At 65.8% G+C, this 16,662-nt stretch carries 15 protein-coding genes; 9 read left to right on the forward strand and 6 right to left on the reverse strand.

Annotated elements, in window-relative coordinates; translation table 11 throughout:
- Window positions 1-18: 18 nt before the first annotated feature.
- Window positions 19-522 carry a DoxX family protein gene (locus tag QQL24_RS02000; protein ID WP_284310204.1) on the forward strand — a complete coding sequence of 168 codons (504 nt, stop codon included), beginning with the start codon at window positions 19-21 and terminating at the stop codon, window positions 520-522.
- Window positions 523-677: 155 nt separating this feature from the next.
- A complete protein-coding gene (locus QQL24_RS02005; RefSeq protein WP_284310205.1) occupies window positions 678-1,745 on the forward strand; it encodes a threonine aldolase family protein in 1,068 nt (355 codons plus the stop codon).
- A gap of 207 nt (window positions 1,746-1,952) precedes the next feature.
- Here the strand turns inward: QQL24_RS02005 and QQL24_RS02010 are convergent, their stop codons facing one another.
- Window positions 1,953-3,452 (reverse strand): acid phosphatase, encoded by a 1,500-nt coding sequence (locus tag QQL24_RS02010; protein WP_284310609.1) that lies wholly within the window; start codon window positions 3,450-3,452, stop codon window positions 1,953-1,955.
- Window positions 3,453-3,603: 151 nt separating this feature from the next.
- Between QQL24_RS02010 and QQL24_RS02015 the strand changes: the two genes are divergently transcribed.
- Complete coding sequence (locus tag QQL24_RS02015; RefSeq protein ID WP_284310206.1) at window positions 3,604-4,929, forward strand: cytochrome-c peroxidase; 1,326 nt, start codon at window positions 3,604-3,606, stop codon at window positions 4,927-4,929.
- Window positions 4,930-5,020: 91 nt separating this feature from the next.
- Here the strand turns inward: QQL24_RS02015 and QQL24_RS02020 are convergent, their stop codons facing one another.
- Complete coding sequence (locus tag QQL24_RS02020) at window positions 5,021-5,233, reverse strand: hypothetical protein (protein WP_284310207.1); 213 nt, start codon at window positions 5,231-5,233, stop codon at window positions 5,021-5,023.
- Window positions 5,234-5,465: 232 nt separating this feature from the next.
- On the opposite strand from QQL24_RS02020, the gene QQL24_RS02025 reads away from it, so the two are divergent.
- Entirely contained in the window at window positions 5,466-6,077 is a 612-nt protein-coding gene (locus tag QQL24_RS02025) for an invasion associated locus B family protein (protein ID WP_284310208.1), read from the forward strand.
- A gap of 308 nt (window positions 6,078-6,385) precedes the next feature.
- On the opposite strand, the gene QQL24_RS02030 is transcribed toward QQL24_RS02025, so the two are convergent.
- Window positions 6,386-7,819, reverse strand: a complete 1,434-nt coding sequence (locus QQL24_RS02030) for an APC family permease (protein ID WP_284310209.1) — start codon at window positions 7,817-7,819, stop codon at window positions 6,386-6,388.
- A gap of 426 nt (window positions 7,820-8,245) precedes the next feature.
- On the opposite strand from QQL24_RS02030, the gene QQL24_RS02035 reads away from it, so the two are divergent.
- The 4 genes from QQL24_RS02035 (at window position 8,246) to QQL24_RS02050 (ending at window position 12,825) form a co-directional block, all read left to right on the forward strand.
- Window positions 8,246-9,688 (forward strand): xylulokinase, encoded by a 1,443-nt coding sequence (locus QQL24_RS02035; protein WP_284310210.1) that lies wholly within the window; start codon window positions 8,246-8,248, stop codon window positions 9,686-9,688.
- Between the two features lie 159 nt (window positions 9,689-9,847).
- The gene (locus tag QQL24_RS02040; protein ID WP_284310211.1) at window positions 9,848-10,543 is read left to right on the forward strand and encodes a 4-hydroxythreonine-4-phosphate dehydrogenase; all 696 of its coding nucleotides are present in this window, start codon (window positions 9,848-9,850) and stop codon (window positions 10,541-10,543) included.
- 163 nt (window positions 10,544-10,706) lie between these two features.
- Window positions 10,707-12,029, forward strand: a complete 1,323-nt coding sequence (locus QQL24_RS02045; protein WP_284310212.1) for an iron-containing alcohol dehydrogenase — start codon at window positions 10,707-10,709, stop codon at window positions 12,027-12,029.
- On the forward strand, window positions 12,022-12,825 hold the full coding sequence (locus tag QQL24_RS02050; protein WP_284310213.1) for an HAD family hydrolase: 804 nt from the start codon (window positions 12,022-12,024) through the stop codon (window positions 12,823-12,825). The genes QQL24_RS02045 and QQL24_RS02050 overlap by 8 nt, the downstream gene beginning before the upstream one ends.
- A gap of 278 nt (window positions 12,826-13,103) precedes the next feature.
- On the opposite strand, the gene QQL24_RS02055 is transcribed toward QQL24_RS02050, so the two are convergent.
- Both QQL24_RS02055 and hemH read right to left on the reverse strand, forming a co-directional pair.
- The gene (locus QQL24_RS02055; protein WP_284310214.1) at window positions 13,104-13,880 is read right to left on the reverse strand and encodes a DeoR/GlpR family DNA-binding transcription regulator; all 777 of its coding nucleotides are present in this window, start codon (window positions 13,878-13,880) and stop codon (window positions 13,104-13,106) included.
- Between the two features lie 193 nt (window positions 13,881-14,073).
- Window positions 14,074-15,123 carry a ferrochelatase gene (gene hemH, locus QQL24_RS02060; RefSeq protein ID WP_284310215.1) on the reverse strand — a complete coding sequence of 350 codons (1,050 nt, stop codon included), beginning with the start codon at window positions 15,121-15,123 and terminating at the stop codon, window positions 14,074-14,076.
- A gap of 297 nt (window positions 15,124-15,420) precedes the next feature.
- Here hemH and QQL24_RS02065 point away from each other — a divergent pair, with 297 nt between their 5' ends.
- On the forward strand, window positions 15,421-15,930 hold the full coding sequence (locus QQL24_RS02065; protein ID WP_284310216.1) for a GNAT family N-acetyltransferase: 510 nt from the start codon (window positions 15,421-15,423) through the stop codon (window positions 15,928-15,930).
- Window positions 15,931-16,015: 85 nt separating this feature from the next.
- On the opposite strand, the gene QQL24_RS02070 is transcribed toward QQL24_RS02065, so the two are convergent.
- Window positions 16,016-16,609 (reverse strand): hypothetical protein, encoded by a 594-nt coding sequence (locus QQL24_RS02070; RefSeq protein WP_284310217.1) that lies wholly within the window; start codon window positions 16,607-16,609, stop codon window positions 16,016-16,018.
- Between the last annotated feature and the right edge of the window lie 53 nt (window positions 16,610-16,662).

Consider the following 16,662-nt stretch of genomic DNA (forward strand, 5'->3'; position numbering starts at 1 on the left):
GGCATCGAGGACAAAATCATGAGCATGCCCTCCGCTGCGCCGGCCGCCGCGCCCGCGCCGACGACCCTGCTCGACCGCGCGGTCCAGTTGTGCACGCTGCTGCCCTATTGGCTGATCGCGATCGCCGCCCGCATTGCCCTGATCCGGGTGTTCTGGTGGTCGGCCCGCACGCGCGTCGTACCCGGCACCTGGTTCACGCTGAACGACTCCACCACCTATCTGTTCGAGAACGAGTTCAAGGTCCATCTGCCCGGCGGCATCGAATTCGGCTTTCCGCTGCCCGACGTGATGGCTGCCATCACCATGACCTGCGAGCATCTCTTCCCGATCCTGCTCGTCTTAGGCCTCGGCACGCGCTTCGCCGGGCTCGGCCTGCTCGGCATGACGGCGGTGATCGAGAGCATCTATCCCGAAAACTACAACGAGCATCTGCCCTGGGCCGTCTGCTGCCTGGTGCTGATCAAATGGGGCGGCGGGTTGTTTTCGCTGGATGCGCTGATCGCGAAGGTGCGGGGGCGCTGAGGCTTGGGACCGCGTTTGATGTGCCGATCTCCAGATCGGCATGGAGACGCCGCGCGCCTCAGAAAAGAATGCCGACCTGGAGGTCGGCACACCCAGCGACATTTGGTCCGACCTATCCCCTTGCATCCTGACACCGGCCCGCTCTACTTCAGAGCATGAATTTCGCCAGTGACAATTGGGCTGGAGCCAGCCCCCGGATCATCGATGCCCTCACCCGCGGCGCGGGTGGCATTGCTCCCGCCTATGGCAATGACGATCTCACGCGCGAATTGAAGGCGCGGCTGTCGAGCCTGTTCGGGCGCGATGTCGGCCTGCTCTTCGCCGCGACGGGAACGGCTGCCAATTCCCTGGCGCTCAGCGCGCTCAGCCCCTCCTATGGCGCCATCTATGCCCATCAGGACGCCCACATCGTGGGGGACGAGGCCGGCGCGCCGGAGTTCTTCACCCATGGTGCGCGCCTCATCCCGCTCGCTGGCCCTGCCGGCAAGCTGACACCGGAGGTGCTGGAGGCGGCGGTGGCGCGCGGCAGCGGCTCCGGCTCGCCCATCCCCAAACCCGCGGCGCTCTCGATCGCGCAGGCGACGGAGAGCGGCACCGTCTATCGCGAGGCGGAGATCTCCGCCCTCACCGCCGTTGCCAAGGCGCGCGGCCTCAAGGTGCATATGGATGGCGCGCGCTTCGCCAATGCCGTCGCCTTCCTGGAGAAGGCCGATCGCGGGGCGCGGCTCGCCGACATCACCTGGAAGGCGGGCGTCGATGCGCTTTCCCTCGGCCTCACCAAGAACGGTGCGCTGATGGCCGAGGCCGTGGTGCTGTTCGAGGCCGACAAGGCCGCCGAGATCGAGTGGCTGCGCAAGCGTAGCGGCCACGTCGTCTCCAAGGCCTGGCCGATTGCCGCCCAGTTCCTGGCCATGTTGGAGAACGACCACTGGCTCGAACTCGCCCGCCACGCCAACGCCATGGCGACGGCCCTGTCGGAGGGGCTGGTCGAATCAGGCCATGCGCTTGGCTTCCCAACGGAAGCCAACGAGGTCTTCGCCGTGCTGCCCAAGGCGCTGATCGCGCGTCTGCGGCAGGAAGGCGCCAAGCTCTATGAATGGCCGGCTGCAGCCCTGCCGGAGAGCGAGCGCCTCGGCAAGGATGCCGATCTGACGAGGCTGGTCACGTCCTTCGCCACGAAGGAAGGCGAGGTGGAGCGGTTCCTGGAGATCGTGAGGGGGTAACGCCCTGGGATCGCGGGCATCTTTGCTCCATGGGCGTTAACTTTGCCGGGTGAGGCGGAGGAGTGGAGTGGCGATCTCTGATCGCCATTCTTGGAAACGAGGCGTTTGATGCCGAGGCAAGATGGCAGTCAGAGACTGCCACTCCGTGTTTGGCGCGCTCTGATTTGCAAAGCCGCGCCCAAGGCATCTCTGCCTGCGCTCCCAGGATTACTTCCCCTTCAGATCCAGCGAGCTCGTCAGGTCGCCCAGCGGCGGCTCGTTGTTGGCGGCGACCGCATTGTCGCGCACTTCGATGCCATGCAGCGTCGGCAGTTCGAAGCGGCGGGTGATGAAGCGCAGGATCGAGGTCGTGTCCATCGGCGTATGGTCGACGAAGCCGCGGCGGGCAAAAGGCGAGGCGATGATCGCCGGGATGCGGTTGCTGGGGCCCCAGCGGTCGGCCTTGGGTGGGGCAACATGGTCCCAGATGCCGCCATTCTCGTCATAGGTGACGACAACCAGCATATGCGGCCATTGCGGGCTCTTCTCGAGATGGCTGATCAGGTCGGCGAGATGGGTGTCGCCCGACTGGATGTCGGCGTAGCCGGAATGCTCGTTGAGGTTGCCCTGCGGCTTGTAGAAGGAAACCTGCGGCAGGGTGCCGGCATCGATCGCCTTGATGAACTCGGCGCCGACGAGTCCGCCGTCACGCAGATGCTCGCTGCGGGCGGCGGTGCCCGGCGCGAAATTGGCGTAATAGTTGAAGGGCTGGTGGTGGTACTGGAAGTTCGGCACCGGCGTCTTGTTGCCGTGGTCGAGCACGTCCTGCCAGGCGCCGGCATACCAGGCCCAGGTGATGTGCTTGAGGCTGAGCAGGTCGCCGATGGTGGGCTCGGTCTGCGGGGGTAGGGTGGTGGGCTTGGCCGGGTCGGCCATGGCTGGATCGCCGCCCTTGGCAGGATCATTGCCGCTCGGCTGGTAGGGCGGCTGCATGGTATTCACGGCATAGAAGTCCGGCGTGAGGTTGCCGTCAGCGGCGAATTTCGGAATGCCGTCCATGGCCGATTTCGGCGAATTGGCCGCCAATTTCAACGTCACGCCATCGGCCTCGACCGCGGCGATCGAAGGCTTGGCCGGATTGGTGTCGGCATTGGCGTAATAGGGCGCGCAGGCGCAGATCAGCCATTGATGGTTGAAAAAGGAGCCGCCGAAGGCGCCCATGAAGAAATTGTCGGCAAGGGCGTATTTCTGCGCGACGCCCCACATCGCTGTCTTCGATCCGTCCCAGGTCTGCATCACCGCACCGCCCGCATCGGCATAGGCGACGAACTTGTCGTTCTTGCCGCCGTCGACCTGCATCTGGTTCTGGTAGAAGCGGTGCCACATGTCGTGGGTGATGGTGCCGAGGCTAAGGTTGAAGCCCTGGGGATCGTCGGCGCGGAAGGGGCGGTTGGGCATATGCTCGGTCTGGGCCTGCGTCACCGGCGGCGTCACGCCCTTGGCGGTGAAGCCGTCCCAGGTCGGCGGCAGCTCCTTCAGCGGCGTGCCGTCGCGATCGAGCTGCACCGTGGCCGTGGGAGAAGCGTTCTGCAGGCCGTTGGCGCCGGGGAAATTGCCGAAGAGATTATCGAAGCTGCGGTTCTCGGCATAGATCACCACCACGGTGTCGATCAGCTTCAGGTTGAGTGAAGGATCATCATTATACCCACCCGCAAGTGCCGGGGTCATCGCCCCGATGATAAGGCTGAGGGCCGAGACCGTTCCAATAAACCGCGCCCGCATGCTGGCACCCTTCCTATTCCACCTGTGTTGATATCTTCATATGCATCCTGCACCATACCTCGCGAAACGTCCGAAAACGTGCCGCAGGCCAGGGTGTATGTTCAACATAAAGCCACTTTACGACACAACAATAAAGCACTGGGTGGCGGGAACGCTAGCGCTGGCTGCTGTCGGCCTGGCCTCGGGCGTGGTTGCGGCGAACGATCCTGCCGGCAAGGCAGCGGACAGTCCCGTGATGTCGCGGGCCGCGGTGAACCGGCAGGTGGAGGCCCTGGCGGCGCTGGGCCACGACATCTTCCGCGATCCCTCGCTGTCGGGCTCGGGCAAGGTCGCCTGTTCGTCCTGCCATGATCCCGCCCATGCCTATGGCCCCGCCAATGCCCTGGCGGTGCAGATGGGCGGAGGTGACCTTCGGCAGCCCGGCCTGCGCGCGGTGCCCTCGCTCACCTATCTGCAGGTGGTGCCGCCCTTCACCGAGCATTTCTTCGAATCGGAGGACGATGCCGACGAGAGCATCGACAACGGCCCGACAGGCGGCCTGACCTGGGATGGGCGCGTCGACCGCGGCGGCGACCAGGCGATGATCACGCTGCTTTCCGATTTCGAGATGGGCAACAAGGACGAGGCCGTGCTGATCGGCCGCCTGCGGGCGGCAACCTATGCCGGGAAGCTCGCCGAGCTGGCCGGTCCGCAGGCGCAGTCCAATCCGCGCCTCCTGCTGCAGACGGCGCTCAAGGCGATCGAGGTCTATGAGCAGGACTATAAGACCTTCTATCCCTATTCGAGCAAATATGACGCCTATCTGGCTGGCACAGCAACGCTGACGGCGCAGGAAGCCCGCGGTCTCCAGCTTTTCAACGATGCCGACAAGGGTAATTGCGCCTCTTGCCATGTCAGCCAGCGCGGCAATGACGGCACGCCTCCGCAGTTCACCGATTACGGGCTGATCGCCCTCGGCGTGCCGCGCAATCCGGACATTCCCGCCAATAAGGATCCGAACTATTACGATCTCGGCCTGTGCGGCCCTCTGCGCACCGATTTTCGTGACCGGCCCAACTATTGTGGCCTGTTCCGCACGCCGACCCTGCGCAACGTGGCGCTACGTCAGACCTTCTTCCATAACGGCGTCTTCCACTCGCTGCGCCAGGCGGTGGCGTTCTATGTCGACCGTGAGACCGACCCGGGCAAATGGTATCCGCGCAATCCCGACGGCACGGTCGACAAATACAACGACCTGCCCAGGAGCGCACAGGCCAACCTCAACATGGACCCGCCCTTCGACCGGCACCAGGGCGACAAGCCGGCGCTCAGCGACAGCGAGATCGACGATGTCGTCGCCTTCCTGGGCACACTGACGGATGGGTACAAGCCTGGGAGCGCGGACGTCTCGTCCGCTCTTGGAAGCACCGGCGCGCCAAAATGAGGCGTCACGGATGTGACACGTCGCCTCGAAACGCTGTCGTTTGCGGCATTCGCTGATAAAAACAGGGGCGGACAAGATGTCCGCGCTCCCGTCAGCTGGCGCCCGGATTGCCCGGCAGGTCGAGAAGCTTGGCCACGTCGTCGGCGCCCTTGCCGGAGGCGGCAAGCTCGCCATTGTCCTTCACTTCGAGTTCGGCGCCATTGGCAAAGCAGAGGCGCCAGCCGCTGTCTTCCTCGTTGCGGCGCCGGTCTGTGACCCCGATGCCGGCCGCGGTGACCAGCGCAATTGCTTTTTCAACATCCATGATCGCCACCCACTCTAGAAAATATCCCCACCGAAGTTGAGTTCGGAGGGGTGCGAAGTCAAGGCGAAAGGCTGTCACCGTTCCGGCATGCCAATGACATCCGGTTGTCGCATCATACTCCAGGGAGAGCGGCTGCTTTTCCACAGGAGCCTATAGCCACGACGCCAGAACTGTGTATTGGCTGCCTTCCCTTTCGCAATCGGGGCGTGCGCACGGCCCCTTTGAGGACATGATGCTGAAGACCGCCCTGAGCCTTGCCTTCGTTCTTCTGGCTGGCGTTGCCCAAGCGCAAACACCGCCGCAGACGCCGCCGGCCCAGGCCGCCCCCCAGACCCAGGGCCAATCCACGATACCGCTTCAGCCACAGACCCCGGCCGCTGCACCGTCGCCGCTGCCGGGCGGCGCCTCCTCGCTCCAGGAGACCTATGAGGACTGGCGGGTGTTCTGCAGCGCGCCGAACAATGTCAAGCAATGCACCCTCCAGGAGGTGCTGTCGGATCAGAAGAGCGGCCAGCGCGTCCTGGCCGTCGAGCTCTCACCCACGCCCGATGGCGGCATGACGGGCAATCTGGTGATGCCCTTCGGCCTCCTGTTCTCGGCCGGCGTCGCGCTCGCCCTCGACCAGAATCCCAGCGGGCAGGCGCTGCCCTTCCAGACCTGCATCCCCGCCGGCTGCCTGGTGCCGCTAAGCCTCGACGCCCGCACCATCGCGGCGCTGCGCAACGGCAGCCAGGTCAAGCTCAACACCAAGTCGATCGACGCCACGGCCAAGCCGCTGGTCTTCAACGTCTCGCTCAAGGGCTTCGGTACGGCGCTCGATCGCGCCCTGGCCATCGTGAAGTAGCGAGAAGAAGGCGCGACTTGAGCCTTCCCTAGCTTCGTCACCGTCGAATTCACACATCGCAGTAGAGGGCGCGGCTCATCCTTCCCCGGCTTCGGGGAAGGTGTCGCCGCGCAGCGGTGACGGAAGGGGGAGAGCGACGCGACAGAGCCGGTTTTCAGGCCGGGTAGGCGCCACGCTACCCCTTCCGACTTCGCTTCGCTCAGCCACCTTCCCCGCAGTCGGGGAAGGATAACCTGCGCCTCTTCCTGACGGCGCAGATGTGTGAATTCGATGCCCACGAAGCTGGGGGAGGCGCGCCGCGCCCTTCCTCAATCCTCCGCCGCCAGCACGGCACCGGCTTTCGCCAGCACGTCGGGCCGGTTCATGCGCAGCCACCCGGCGCCAGCGATGCACAGGACGAGCCAGGCTACGATCATCCAGGGCATCCAGGTATAGGGTGGGTCCGTCTGCAAGATGATCTGGGCGATGAACAGCGCCGCGATCAGCAGCGCTCCGAGCGCCGGCAACAGCATCTGGCGCAGCGGATGGGCATCGCCGCGGCGGCGGAAGAAGGCGATCGCGGCGAGATTGGCGAGGATATAGACCAGCAGGATCGCCAGCGTCAGCACGAAGCCGCAATAGCCATAGACATTGCTGCCGCCGTCCGGATTGGCGAGGCCCCCCGAAACGGCGCCCACCGCGATCACCACCAAGGCGCTGAACAGGCTCTGGAAATAGACGGCGTTACGCGGCGTGCCATGCTTGGGATCGATGAAGCCAAGCGCTGAGGGCAGCATGCCCTCCCGGCCCATGGCGAAGAGCACGCGCACCACGCCGGTGTTGCCGTTGACCATCACCGCCGCCATTGACGACACCGAGGCGACGATGATCAGCGGTGTCATCCAGGGTGCGTAGAGGGAGGCGAGGTCGTTCCACGGCGTGGAGGAGCCGGTGAGGGCGTTGACCTTGTCCGGCCCGAGGCCGATCACCTCGGCCCAGATGCAGAAGACATAGATGAGGCCGACGGCGAGGGTGGAAAGCGCGATGGCGAGCGGCACGTTGCGGCGGGGGTTGCGTACCTCCTCGCCCAGGGTGGTGGCGCCCTCGAAGCCGACGAAGCTGAGCGCCGCGAACACGCCGCCCGTTATCAGGCCCTGCAATCCGCTGGGCGAGGCTGACGGCGTGAGCGGCGTGGCGGTGACGCCATGCGCGCCGCCCGAGGCCATGACGATCACCGCCATCAGCAGTACGATGGCCACTTCCAGGACGAACAGCGTCATCGCGGTGCGCAGGGTGGAGCGGATGCCCTCCAGAGCCAGCACGGTCATGGCGATCCAGGGCAGGATGGAGATGGCGATCCAGGGTATGTCGAAACCGAAGGCCTGCTTGATCGTCTGTTGCAGATAGGCGCCGATCAGCGCGATCTCGATCGGCGGCAGCAGCGCATAGGCCACGAACATCAGCCCGCCGGCGACGAAGCCCATGGTGGGGCCGAGGCCGAGTGAGACATAGGTGTAGAAGGAGCCCGCGCTGGGGGCGACCGCCGCCATCTCCATCACGCCGCTCGCCGTGATCAGCATCACGATAAGGCAGGCGACATAGACGAAAGGCGTGGCTTCACCCGAAAAGGGCGTCGAGAATTGCGGGTTGAAGAAGGTCGAGACCGCCGGCCCCATGATGGCGGCGGACATGATCACCGCGCTGGCGAGGCCGACAGAATTGCGCCTGAGCTGCGCCGGTTCTGCCGAAGTGACTGACGACATGGAAGGATCTCCGCTGATGGCACGCGGGACCGTTGATGGTCCTCTTTCGTTTGTCGGTTCGCGGCGGCAGGGACGTTTGGACGGGCTGCCGGCTGCAAACATCAACTTGTGACAGACTGCGCCAAGAATGTTGGACTTGCAATATTTATTGTGGAATATTCCAACAATGACAGATTGTCATTTCTGCAGGCCCACCGGAGCGCCAATCGAGCAGGGCTTGAACAGGAAAGGCGATTCGCTTGCTGCTTCCCTCCCCCTTGTGGGGAGGGATTAGAGGGTGGGGGTCTCTGACGGTAGGGAACAGCCCTTCCTAAGGGACCCCCATCCCCTTACCCTTCCCCGCAAGGGGGAAGGGAGTCCTTTGCGTCGCGCCTTTACCGCGGAGGTAGGCGTTGATTCGCCTTTTGCTACAGGGGGAGCGCCTGCATGATCGTGATCGGGGTGGATATCGGCACGCAGTCGCTGAAGGCGGTGGCCGCCGATCGCAACCTCAACCCGCTGGGCAGCGCTTCCATCGCCTATCCCTTCCAGACGCCGGCGCCAGGCGAAGCGGAGCAGGACCCCCAGCTCTGGCTCGACGCCCTGAGACCGGCGATCGCGGGTTGCCTCGATGCCGCAGGAGCGAGAGCCGGCGATGTCGCCGCGCTCGGCTTTGTCGGCCAGCTCGACGGCTGCATTGCGGTCGATGCCGCCTGCCGTGCCCTCGGGCCCGCCTTGATCTGGATGGACCGGCGCGCCGAAATGGAGATTGCCGATATCCCGGCCGGCCTGGTGCGGGAGCGCACGGGAAGCGTGCTTGATCCCTCGCACATGGCTGCCAAGATCCGCTGGCTGAAGCAGCGCCGGCCGGGTGCCGTGCGTTTCCACCAGCCCGTCTCCTATGTGGTGGAAAGACTGACCGGCCGAGCTGTGTTCGATCATGGCCTGGCCTCCACCACCATGCTCTATGATCTCGCGGAACGCTGCTTCCGCCCGGAATTGCTGGAGGGCTTCGGCGTCTCGGCCAGCGAGCTGCCGGAAATCGGCGAGGCCAGCGCCAGCGCCGGCGGGTTGACGCCAGCGGGCAGCGCGCTCACCGGCCTGCGCGAAGGCATCCCGGTGGCGGTCGGGACGGGCGATGATTTCGCCGGACCGCTCGGTGCCGGCATCGTCACCCCGGGCACGGTTGTGTGCTCTCTCGGCACGGCCGAAGTGGTGGGAGCGGTGCACCCCCATCCGGTCATCGATCCCCTCAATCTGGTCGAGACGCATGGCTTTGTCTCCGGCTTTTCATTCATCGAGAATCCGGGCTGGCTTTCGGGCGGCGCGGTGACCTGGCTGCGCCATCTGGTGGGTTTTGCCGATCCGGCCGCTCTCACCGAGGCTGCCGCCGGCGTGCCGGCGGGCAGTGGGGGCGTGACCTTCATCCCGGCGCTGAACGGGGCGATGGCGCCAGTCTGGCAGCCGGGCGCGCGGGGCGTGTTCTACGGACTGGCCGCCCACCACCATCGCGGCCACCTCGCGCGGGCGGTGCTGGAGGGCTGTGCCTTCGCCATGCGCGATGTCATCGACCGGCTGCGCGAGCTCGGCGTCGCCACGGATCGAATCCTCCTCGTCGGCGGCGGCGCACGCAGCACGCTCTGGGCCGAGATCCGGGCGGGCGTGCTCGACCAGGCGGTGGAGCGGGCCGAAAGCGTCGATGCCGCGCCGATGGCGGGCGTGCTGCTGGCCGCAACCGCCGCCGGGCTCGAACCTTCCCTTGCCGAAGCCGCCGCCCGTCTGCCGCTCCCGACCAGCCGCACTGAACCGGTTGCCGCGGATGTACCAGCCTATGAGGTGGCCTATCAACGCTACCGGACACTGTTCGACGCCCTGACGCCGATGTTTTGACGGAGGGGTTGGGCGAGATGAGGAGCCTGAGGATAAGGTGAGCCGGTTGCGCCCCCTCGCCCAATTGTCGCATATCTTTTGTTGGATATTTGTTGCTCTTCCAAAATAAAATGTGATATTTCCAACTATCAGTCGCCGATACCAGGAGAAGCCGCCGCCATGGATTTCATCTTCATGCTGACGCGCAGCGACCGGACGGTCGAGGATTGCCTGGAGCTGGTGCGCGAGATCGCCCCGCTCCGCCTCGGCCATGTCGGTTTCAAGGATGTCGGCGTGCCGCTGCCCGTGCTGGAGCGCCTGGCACAGGCGATCCGCGATGCCGGCGCGACCTCCTATATGGAGGTGGTCTCCACCAGCCCGGAGGACTGCCTGCGCTCGGCCCGCATCGCCCGCAATCTCGGCATCGACCGTCTGCTCGGCGGCACGCTGGTGGATGAGACGCTCGAGATCCTTGCCGGCAGCCCCACCGCTTATTTTCCCTTCCCGGGCCGGCCGGTAGGCCATCCCACCAAGCTCGGCGGCCACGCGCCGGAGATCGAGCAGCATTGCCGCACCTTCATGCGCAAGGGCTGCGCCGGCGCCGACCTTCTCGCCTATCGCGCCACCGAGGCCGATCCGCTCGAGCTTGTGCGGGCAGCGCGGCGGGGCCTTGGTTCGGGCCTCCTGATTGCTGCCGGCTCCGTCACCTCGGTGGAGAAGATCCGCGCCCTCGATGCGGCCGGGGCCGACGCCTTCACCATCGGTTCGGCCGTCTTCGACGGTTCGTTCAGCCCGACCAAGGGCTCGACCCTGTCCCAGCTCGCCGACGTTCTCGCAGCCTGCGGCAGCGAAGCCGGGGAACGGCGGACAGGCTGAAGGTGCTGGAGGGAATATAAGGGCGGGGGCCCATCGGCGAGGGATTCACCTTATCCCGCTTGACCCCCATCTCCGACCCTTCCCCACAAGGGGAAGGGAGTTTCAGACGTCGCGCCTCGACCGATCGATGACAGCCCCCCCGTTGACCCCCGTGTGAATACCCATGTCGCAATTGTTTCTCGACCGGCTTCTCGAAGGAACCCTCACCGATAGCGAAACCGGCGAGCGCCTGTCCGTACCTGTCCGCAAGGTGACGATCGGTACGGGTCTCGCGCCTGTCGCTGCTCAGCTGGTGGTGCCGCTCGGTCTCGGCCGGCGCCTTGCCGTGGTGATGGACGCCGACACGCGCCGCGCCATGGGTGAGGCGGTGGCCGGAGCTTTGTCCACCGGGCATCTGGTCGAAAGCATCGTGCTCGATCCCCATCCCCATCCGGACATGGAGGTGGTCGAGGAGGTCCGGGCGAGGAGCCGCGAGGCGGATGGGCTCATCGCGGTCGGTTCGGGCTCGATCAACGATATCGTCAAGCACGCGGCGCATCTGGCCGGCAAGCCCTATGCCGTGTTCGGCACGGCGCTGTCGATGAACGGCTACACCTCCTCTTCCGCAGCCATCACCGAGAAGGGGCTGAAGAAGTCGCTCGCCTCCACCGCCGCGCAGGGCGTCTTCCTCGACCTCGACGTGCTGGCGGCGGCGCCCAAGCGCCTGATCGCTGCCGGCTTCGGCGATTCCATCTGCCGCTGCACGGCACAGACGGACTGGCTGATGTCGCATCTCATCCGCGGCACGCCCTATCGCGACACCCCCTTCGCGCTGCAGAGGGAGGAGGAGGCGGCGCTGATGGCCGATCCAGGCCGTCTGATAGCCGGCGACCGCGCGGCCGTCGCCCTGCTCGCCCGCATGTTGGTGCTTTCCGGCTTCGGCATGACGCTGGCGGGGGGATCCTATCCCGCCAGCCAGGGCGAGCATCTCATCGCCCATTATATCGACATGCGTGGCCAGAACCTGCCGATGGCCTATCACGGCGAGCATATCGCGGTGACCACGGTGACGGTGGCGCGGCTGCAGGAGCGCGTGCTCGGCCGGACCAGCCTTGCCATCCGGGCGAACGCCGACACCCCGGCCGTGTTCGCCCGCGAATTCGGGGCGGAGCTCGGTGCCGAATGCTGGAACGCCTTCGAGCCCAAGCTGCTGGACGAGGAGGGCGCCGCCGCGCTCAACCGGCGCCTTGCCGCCGACTGGCCCGACATTCGTCGGCGCCTCCTTGCCGTCAGCCGCCCCTCGACGGAGGTCAAGGCGGCGCTCGAAAACGTCAACGCGCCGGTCAAACCCGCCGATGTCGGCATTCCCGAGCCTTTCTATCGCGAGGCGCTGCGCAATGCCCGCCGCATCCGCGACCGCTTCGGTGTGCTGGATCTCGCCGAGGCCGCCGGGGAGCTCGACGATTTCATCGCGGCCGAGACGGCCCGGCCTGCCGCCCATGCTTGATCCGCTGGCCGGTTTCCCGCTTGCCGCCCGGCGCATCGTGCGGGTGGTGCTCACCGACATCGACGATACGCTCACCGATCACGGTCGCCTGCCCCCCATCGCCTATGACGCCATGGCGCGGCTGGCCGAGGTTGGGATCGCAGTGGTGCCCGTCACCGGCCGCCCTGCCGGTTGGTGCGACCTCATCGCCCGGCAATGGCCGGTGGCCGGCGTGGTGGGCGAGAATGGTGCCTTTTATTTCCGCTATGACGATGCCAGCCGCACCATGATCCGCCACTACGCCAGGGACCGGGCAGAGAGGCGCATCGACCGCGAGAAGCTCGAGGCCATCCGCCAGACGGTGCTCGCCGAAGTGCCCGGAGCCGCCGTCTCGGCCGACCAGGCCTATCGCGAGGCGGACCTTGCCATCGACTTCTGCGAGGATGTGCCACGCCTGCCGCCATCGGCCGTCAGGCGGATCGTCGAGCTCTTCGAGCAGGCGGGCGCCACGGCCAAGATCTCCTCCATCCATGTCAATGGCTGGTTCGGCCACTACGACAAGCTGACCACGAGCAGGGCCTTTCTCGCCGATGTCCTGGGCGTCGACGTGGACCGGACGCCGGAAGCCGTCGCCTATGTCGGTGACAGCCCCAACGACATGCCGATGTTCGGCTTCTTCGCCAATTCGGTAGGGGTGGCCAATGTACTCGATTTCCGTGACCAGCTCAGCGCGCCGCCGAGATGGGTGACCACGAAGCGGGGCGGCCAGGGTTTTGCGGAGTTCGTCGAGGCGCTGATCGGGGCGAGGGCGCAGTAGGCCTTCCTCGAGGCTGTCAGGTTCGCACATTGCAGCAAAGGGCGCGGATCATCCTTCCCCGACTCCGGGGAAGGTGGACCGGCGTAGCCGGGCCGGAAGGGGGAGAGTGACGCCACGGAGCCGGTTTTCAAGCCAGGCAGGCGCCACCCTACCCCTTCCGACTTCGCTTCGCTCAGCCACCTTCCCCGCAGTCGGGGAAGGATGACCCGCGCCTTTTATGGACAAGACGGCGATGTGTTCATCCGACCGCCGGCGTCACAGAAAACGCTTTCGCGCCCCTAAGCCTCCGCCACCTTCACCCCGACCCCTGCCTTTTTCAGCGCCGCAGCGAATTGCGTGGAAGGGCTGCCGTCCGTCACCAGATAGTCCAGTTCGTCCAGGGCGCAGACATGCTCCAGCGCCGCCTGCTCGAACTTGGAATGATCGGCCACCAGGATCACCGCCTCCGCCCGCTCGATCATCACCCGCTTGTTCCAGGCCGACATCGAGTTCTCGTCGCTCGGGCCGTTGGCGTCGACCCTGCTGGCGCCGATGATGGCGTAGGTGGGGTTGAACTTGCGCAGATAGGCCAGCGTATCCGGCCCGCCGACGCCGCCATCGCCCATGTCGAACTCGCCGGGGCAGACGATCACCCGGATGCTCGGGTTGACGGCCAGCGCCGAGGCGACGCCGAAGCTGGTGGTGATGACGGTGAGGTTCTTCAGCTCGGCCGCCAGGCGTCTCGCGACATAGATGGTGGTGGCGCCGGCGTCGATCATGATGGTGTCGCCATTGCGCAGGAGGCCGGGCACGGCGCGGGCGATGGCCGAGCGCTGGTCGACCTTGGTGCGGTAGCGGTCGTCGAGCGAGGGCTCGAGGTCGAGTGGCGGCCCGGCGGCGCCGCCATAGGTACGGCTGAGCAGGCCCTGCTCGCTGAGTTCGTCGAGATCACGGCGGATGGTCTCGGTCACCACATCGAAGCGATGCGCGAGCTCCGAGATGCGGATCGAGGGCGAGGCATGCAACTCGGCCAGGATTGCCTGCTGCCGGTCACGTTTACGAAGAGTCCCGGCCATGGAGGTCACCCACACGCTAAAACGGCGGGCACGCCGCCGATTTTTTGGACTTGGAACATTTTGTGTGGTTTTTCAAGTGGGGTGCGGCACGGGAGGCCTTAGATTCCCGGGTGCGCGGACGTCTCGTCCGCATCTTGGAGGCAGTGCGTTTACAGATAGGAAGATGCGGACGAGACGTCCGCCCACCCAGGCACTACACCCAGCCCGCCAGCTCCCGCGTCACCACATGCTCGAGCACGCGCTGGCCCTCGGGGCTGTCGTTCAGGCAGGGCAGATAGGCGAACTTCTCGCCGCCATTGTGCTGGAAGACCTCGCGGTTCTCTTCGCCCAGTTCCTCCAGCGTCTCCAGGCAGTCGGCCACGAAGCCAGGCGCGACGATGGCGAGGCGCTTGGTGCCTGCCTTGGCGAGGGCCTCCACCGTCCCGTCCGTATAGGGCTTCAGCCACTCCTCCTTGCCGAAGCGGGATTGGAAGGTGATCTTGAAACGGCTTTCGTCGAGGCCGAGCGCCTGGCCCAGCAGCCGGCCCGTCTTCATGGCAAAGCAGTAATAGGGATCGCCCTGAATGAGATAGGTCTTGGGCACGCCGTGGAAGGAGGCGAGCAGCACCTCCGGCTCGAAATCGAGCCCGGCGAGATGCCGGCGCACGGAGCTTGCCAGTGCCTCGATATAGACGGGATCGTCATGCCATTGCGGCGCCACGCGCAGCGCAGGCTGCCAGCGCAGGGTCATCAGATGCTCGAAAGCCTTGTCGCAGACCGTCGCCGTGGTGGCGGCGGCATATTGGGGATAGAGCGGCACGAGCAGGATGCGGTCGCAGCCCCTGGCGCGCAGGCCGTCGAGACGCTCGGCGATGCTGGGCTTGCCATAGCGCATGGCGAAATCGACGATGAGGCGCGGATCGCGCGCCGCCATCGCCTCGGCCAGCTTCTCGGTCTGGCGCTGCGTGATCACCAGCAAGGGCGACGCGTTGGCTTGCTTGTCCCAGATCGAGGCATATTTCGCGCCGCTCTTGCCCGGCCGCGTGGTCAGGATGATGCCGTTGAGCAGCGGCCACCACAGGAGGCGCGGCACTTCGATCACGCGGCGGTCGGACAGGAATTCCTTGAGATAACGGCGCATCGGCCAATAGGTCGGCGCATCGGGCGTGCCGAGATTGACCAGCAGCACGCCGATCCTGCCGCTCGCCTGACGGGGGTGGTCGGAGGGCACCGGAAGGAGGCTGGCGATGGGGGAGGAGGACATGCGGTTCCCTTTCGCCGCCTTTCAACAGGGAGCGGGCCCGGCTTGCAACAGAATTATTCCCTGGGAGCGCAGGCTTCCAGCCTGCATCTGCGAAGCGGCACGCTTACAGGGGAGGAGAAGGCTGACGGGGCTTCCTGGGACCGCAGGCGTCTCGCCTGCACCTTGAACCGCATCGTTTCCAAGAGCAGGCGAGACGCCTGCGATCCCAGGGAGTTCGCGTTCCCAGGCCGATCAAATCCCGGTGGCCTCCCTGCAAAGGACTTGCAGGATCGACCTCCTCCCGCTTATTCTTTCCCCATGAGCATCGACGCCATAGAGATCCGTCTGGCTCGGCCGGACGACGCCCATGCCATCGCGGATGTGCATGATGCGGCTTGGCGCAACGCCTATCGCGGTGTCATCCCCGGACGTGAGCTGGAGCGGCTGGTGGAGCGGCGCGGCGCCAAATGGTGGCGCTACGCCATCGACCGCAAGACCCGCATCGTCGTGATGTCCTTCGGCGGCGTGATCGCCGGCTACGCGACCTATGGGCGCAATCGTGCCGCGAGCCTGCCCTATCAGGGCGAGATTTTCGAACTCTATCTGCGCCCGGAATATCAGGGCGTCGGCCTGGGCAAGCGCCTGTTCAACGCCGTGCGCCGCGACCTCAGCGGCCACGACGTCAAGGGCATGGTGATCTGGGCGCTGGCGGACAACCAGCGGGCCTGCGACTTCTACCAGCGCCTCGGCGGCGTGAAGGTGGACGCCATGGTCGAGCGCTTCGGCGACAGCAAGCTGCAGAAGGTCGCCTTCGGCTGGGCGGCTTAAGCCTGGGATCGCGGGCATCCTTGCCTGCCCTTCTCATCCAACAAACGTTTCGCTTCCAAGAGCAGGCAAGGATGCCTGCGATTGTCTACGTCCTGTCCCATACCTCGAAATAGCCAAGATCCGGCTCGTTGTAGCGCCGGGCATAGGCACGCCGGGCGAGGCGCCAGCGCAGGGCATGCAGCAGGGTGGCGATGGTGCAGGTGAGCAGGATCGCGACAGGAAGGACGAAGAGCGCGGTCAGCAGCACGGCGGAGACTAGGCTCGCCGGGGCTGTCAGCAGCAGCACGGCCGTCATCGCTGCAAAGCAGGCGAGCACGAACAGCAGTTGCAGACCGCTGAGCGAGAAAGGCCGCTCGGGCTCCTCGAGGGGATCGGCGGAAGGCTGACGGACCAGGTTCAGGCGGTGACGCCGCAGGGCGACGAGGCCGCCGCCAACGGCAAGCGTCGCGAGCAGGGCGAGGACGGTACGCCGGATCTCGGCGCTGCCAAGATCGACCGGCGCGCGCCAGATCACCACGAACATCAGCAGCCCCGCCAGCCCGCTCAGGATGAGCCAGTAGCCCGGCGCCTTGAGGCGATAGGTGTTGTCGGGCACGAAGTGTTCATCCGGATGCACGGGATGGAGCTGGGCGTGGCGTTCCCAGGCTTTGGCAAGGATATCATCCGGCTCGGGCGACATGGTGCAGGGCTACAATATCGGGCAAGCGACTGCAATTGCCGGGCGGGGGAAAG

The sequence above is a fragment of the Labrys miyagiensis genome, from assembly GCF_030160835.1.
In the GTDB taxonomy this organism is placed as follows: domain Bacteria; phylum Pseudomonadota; class Alphaproteobacteria; order Rhizobiales; family Labraceae; genus Labrys; species Labrys miyagiensis.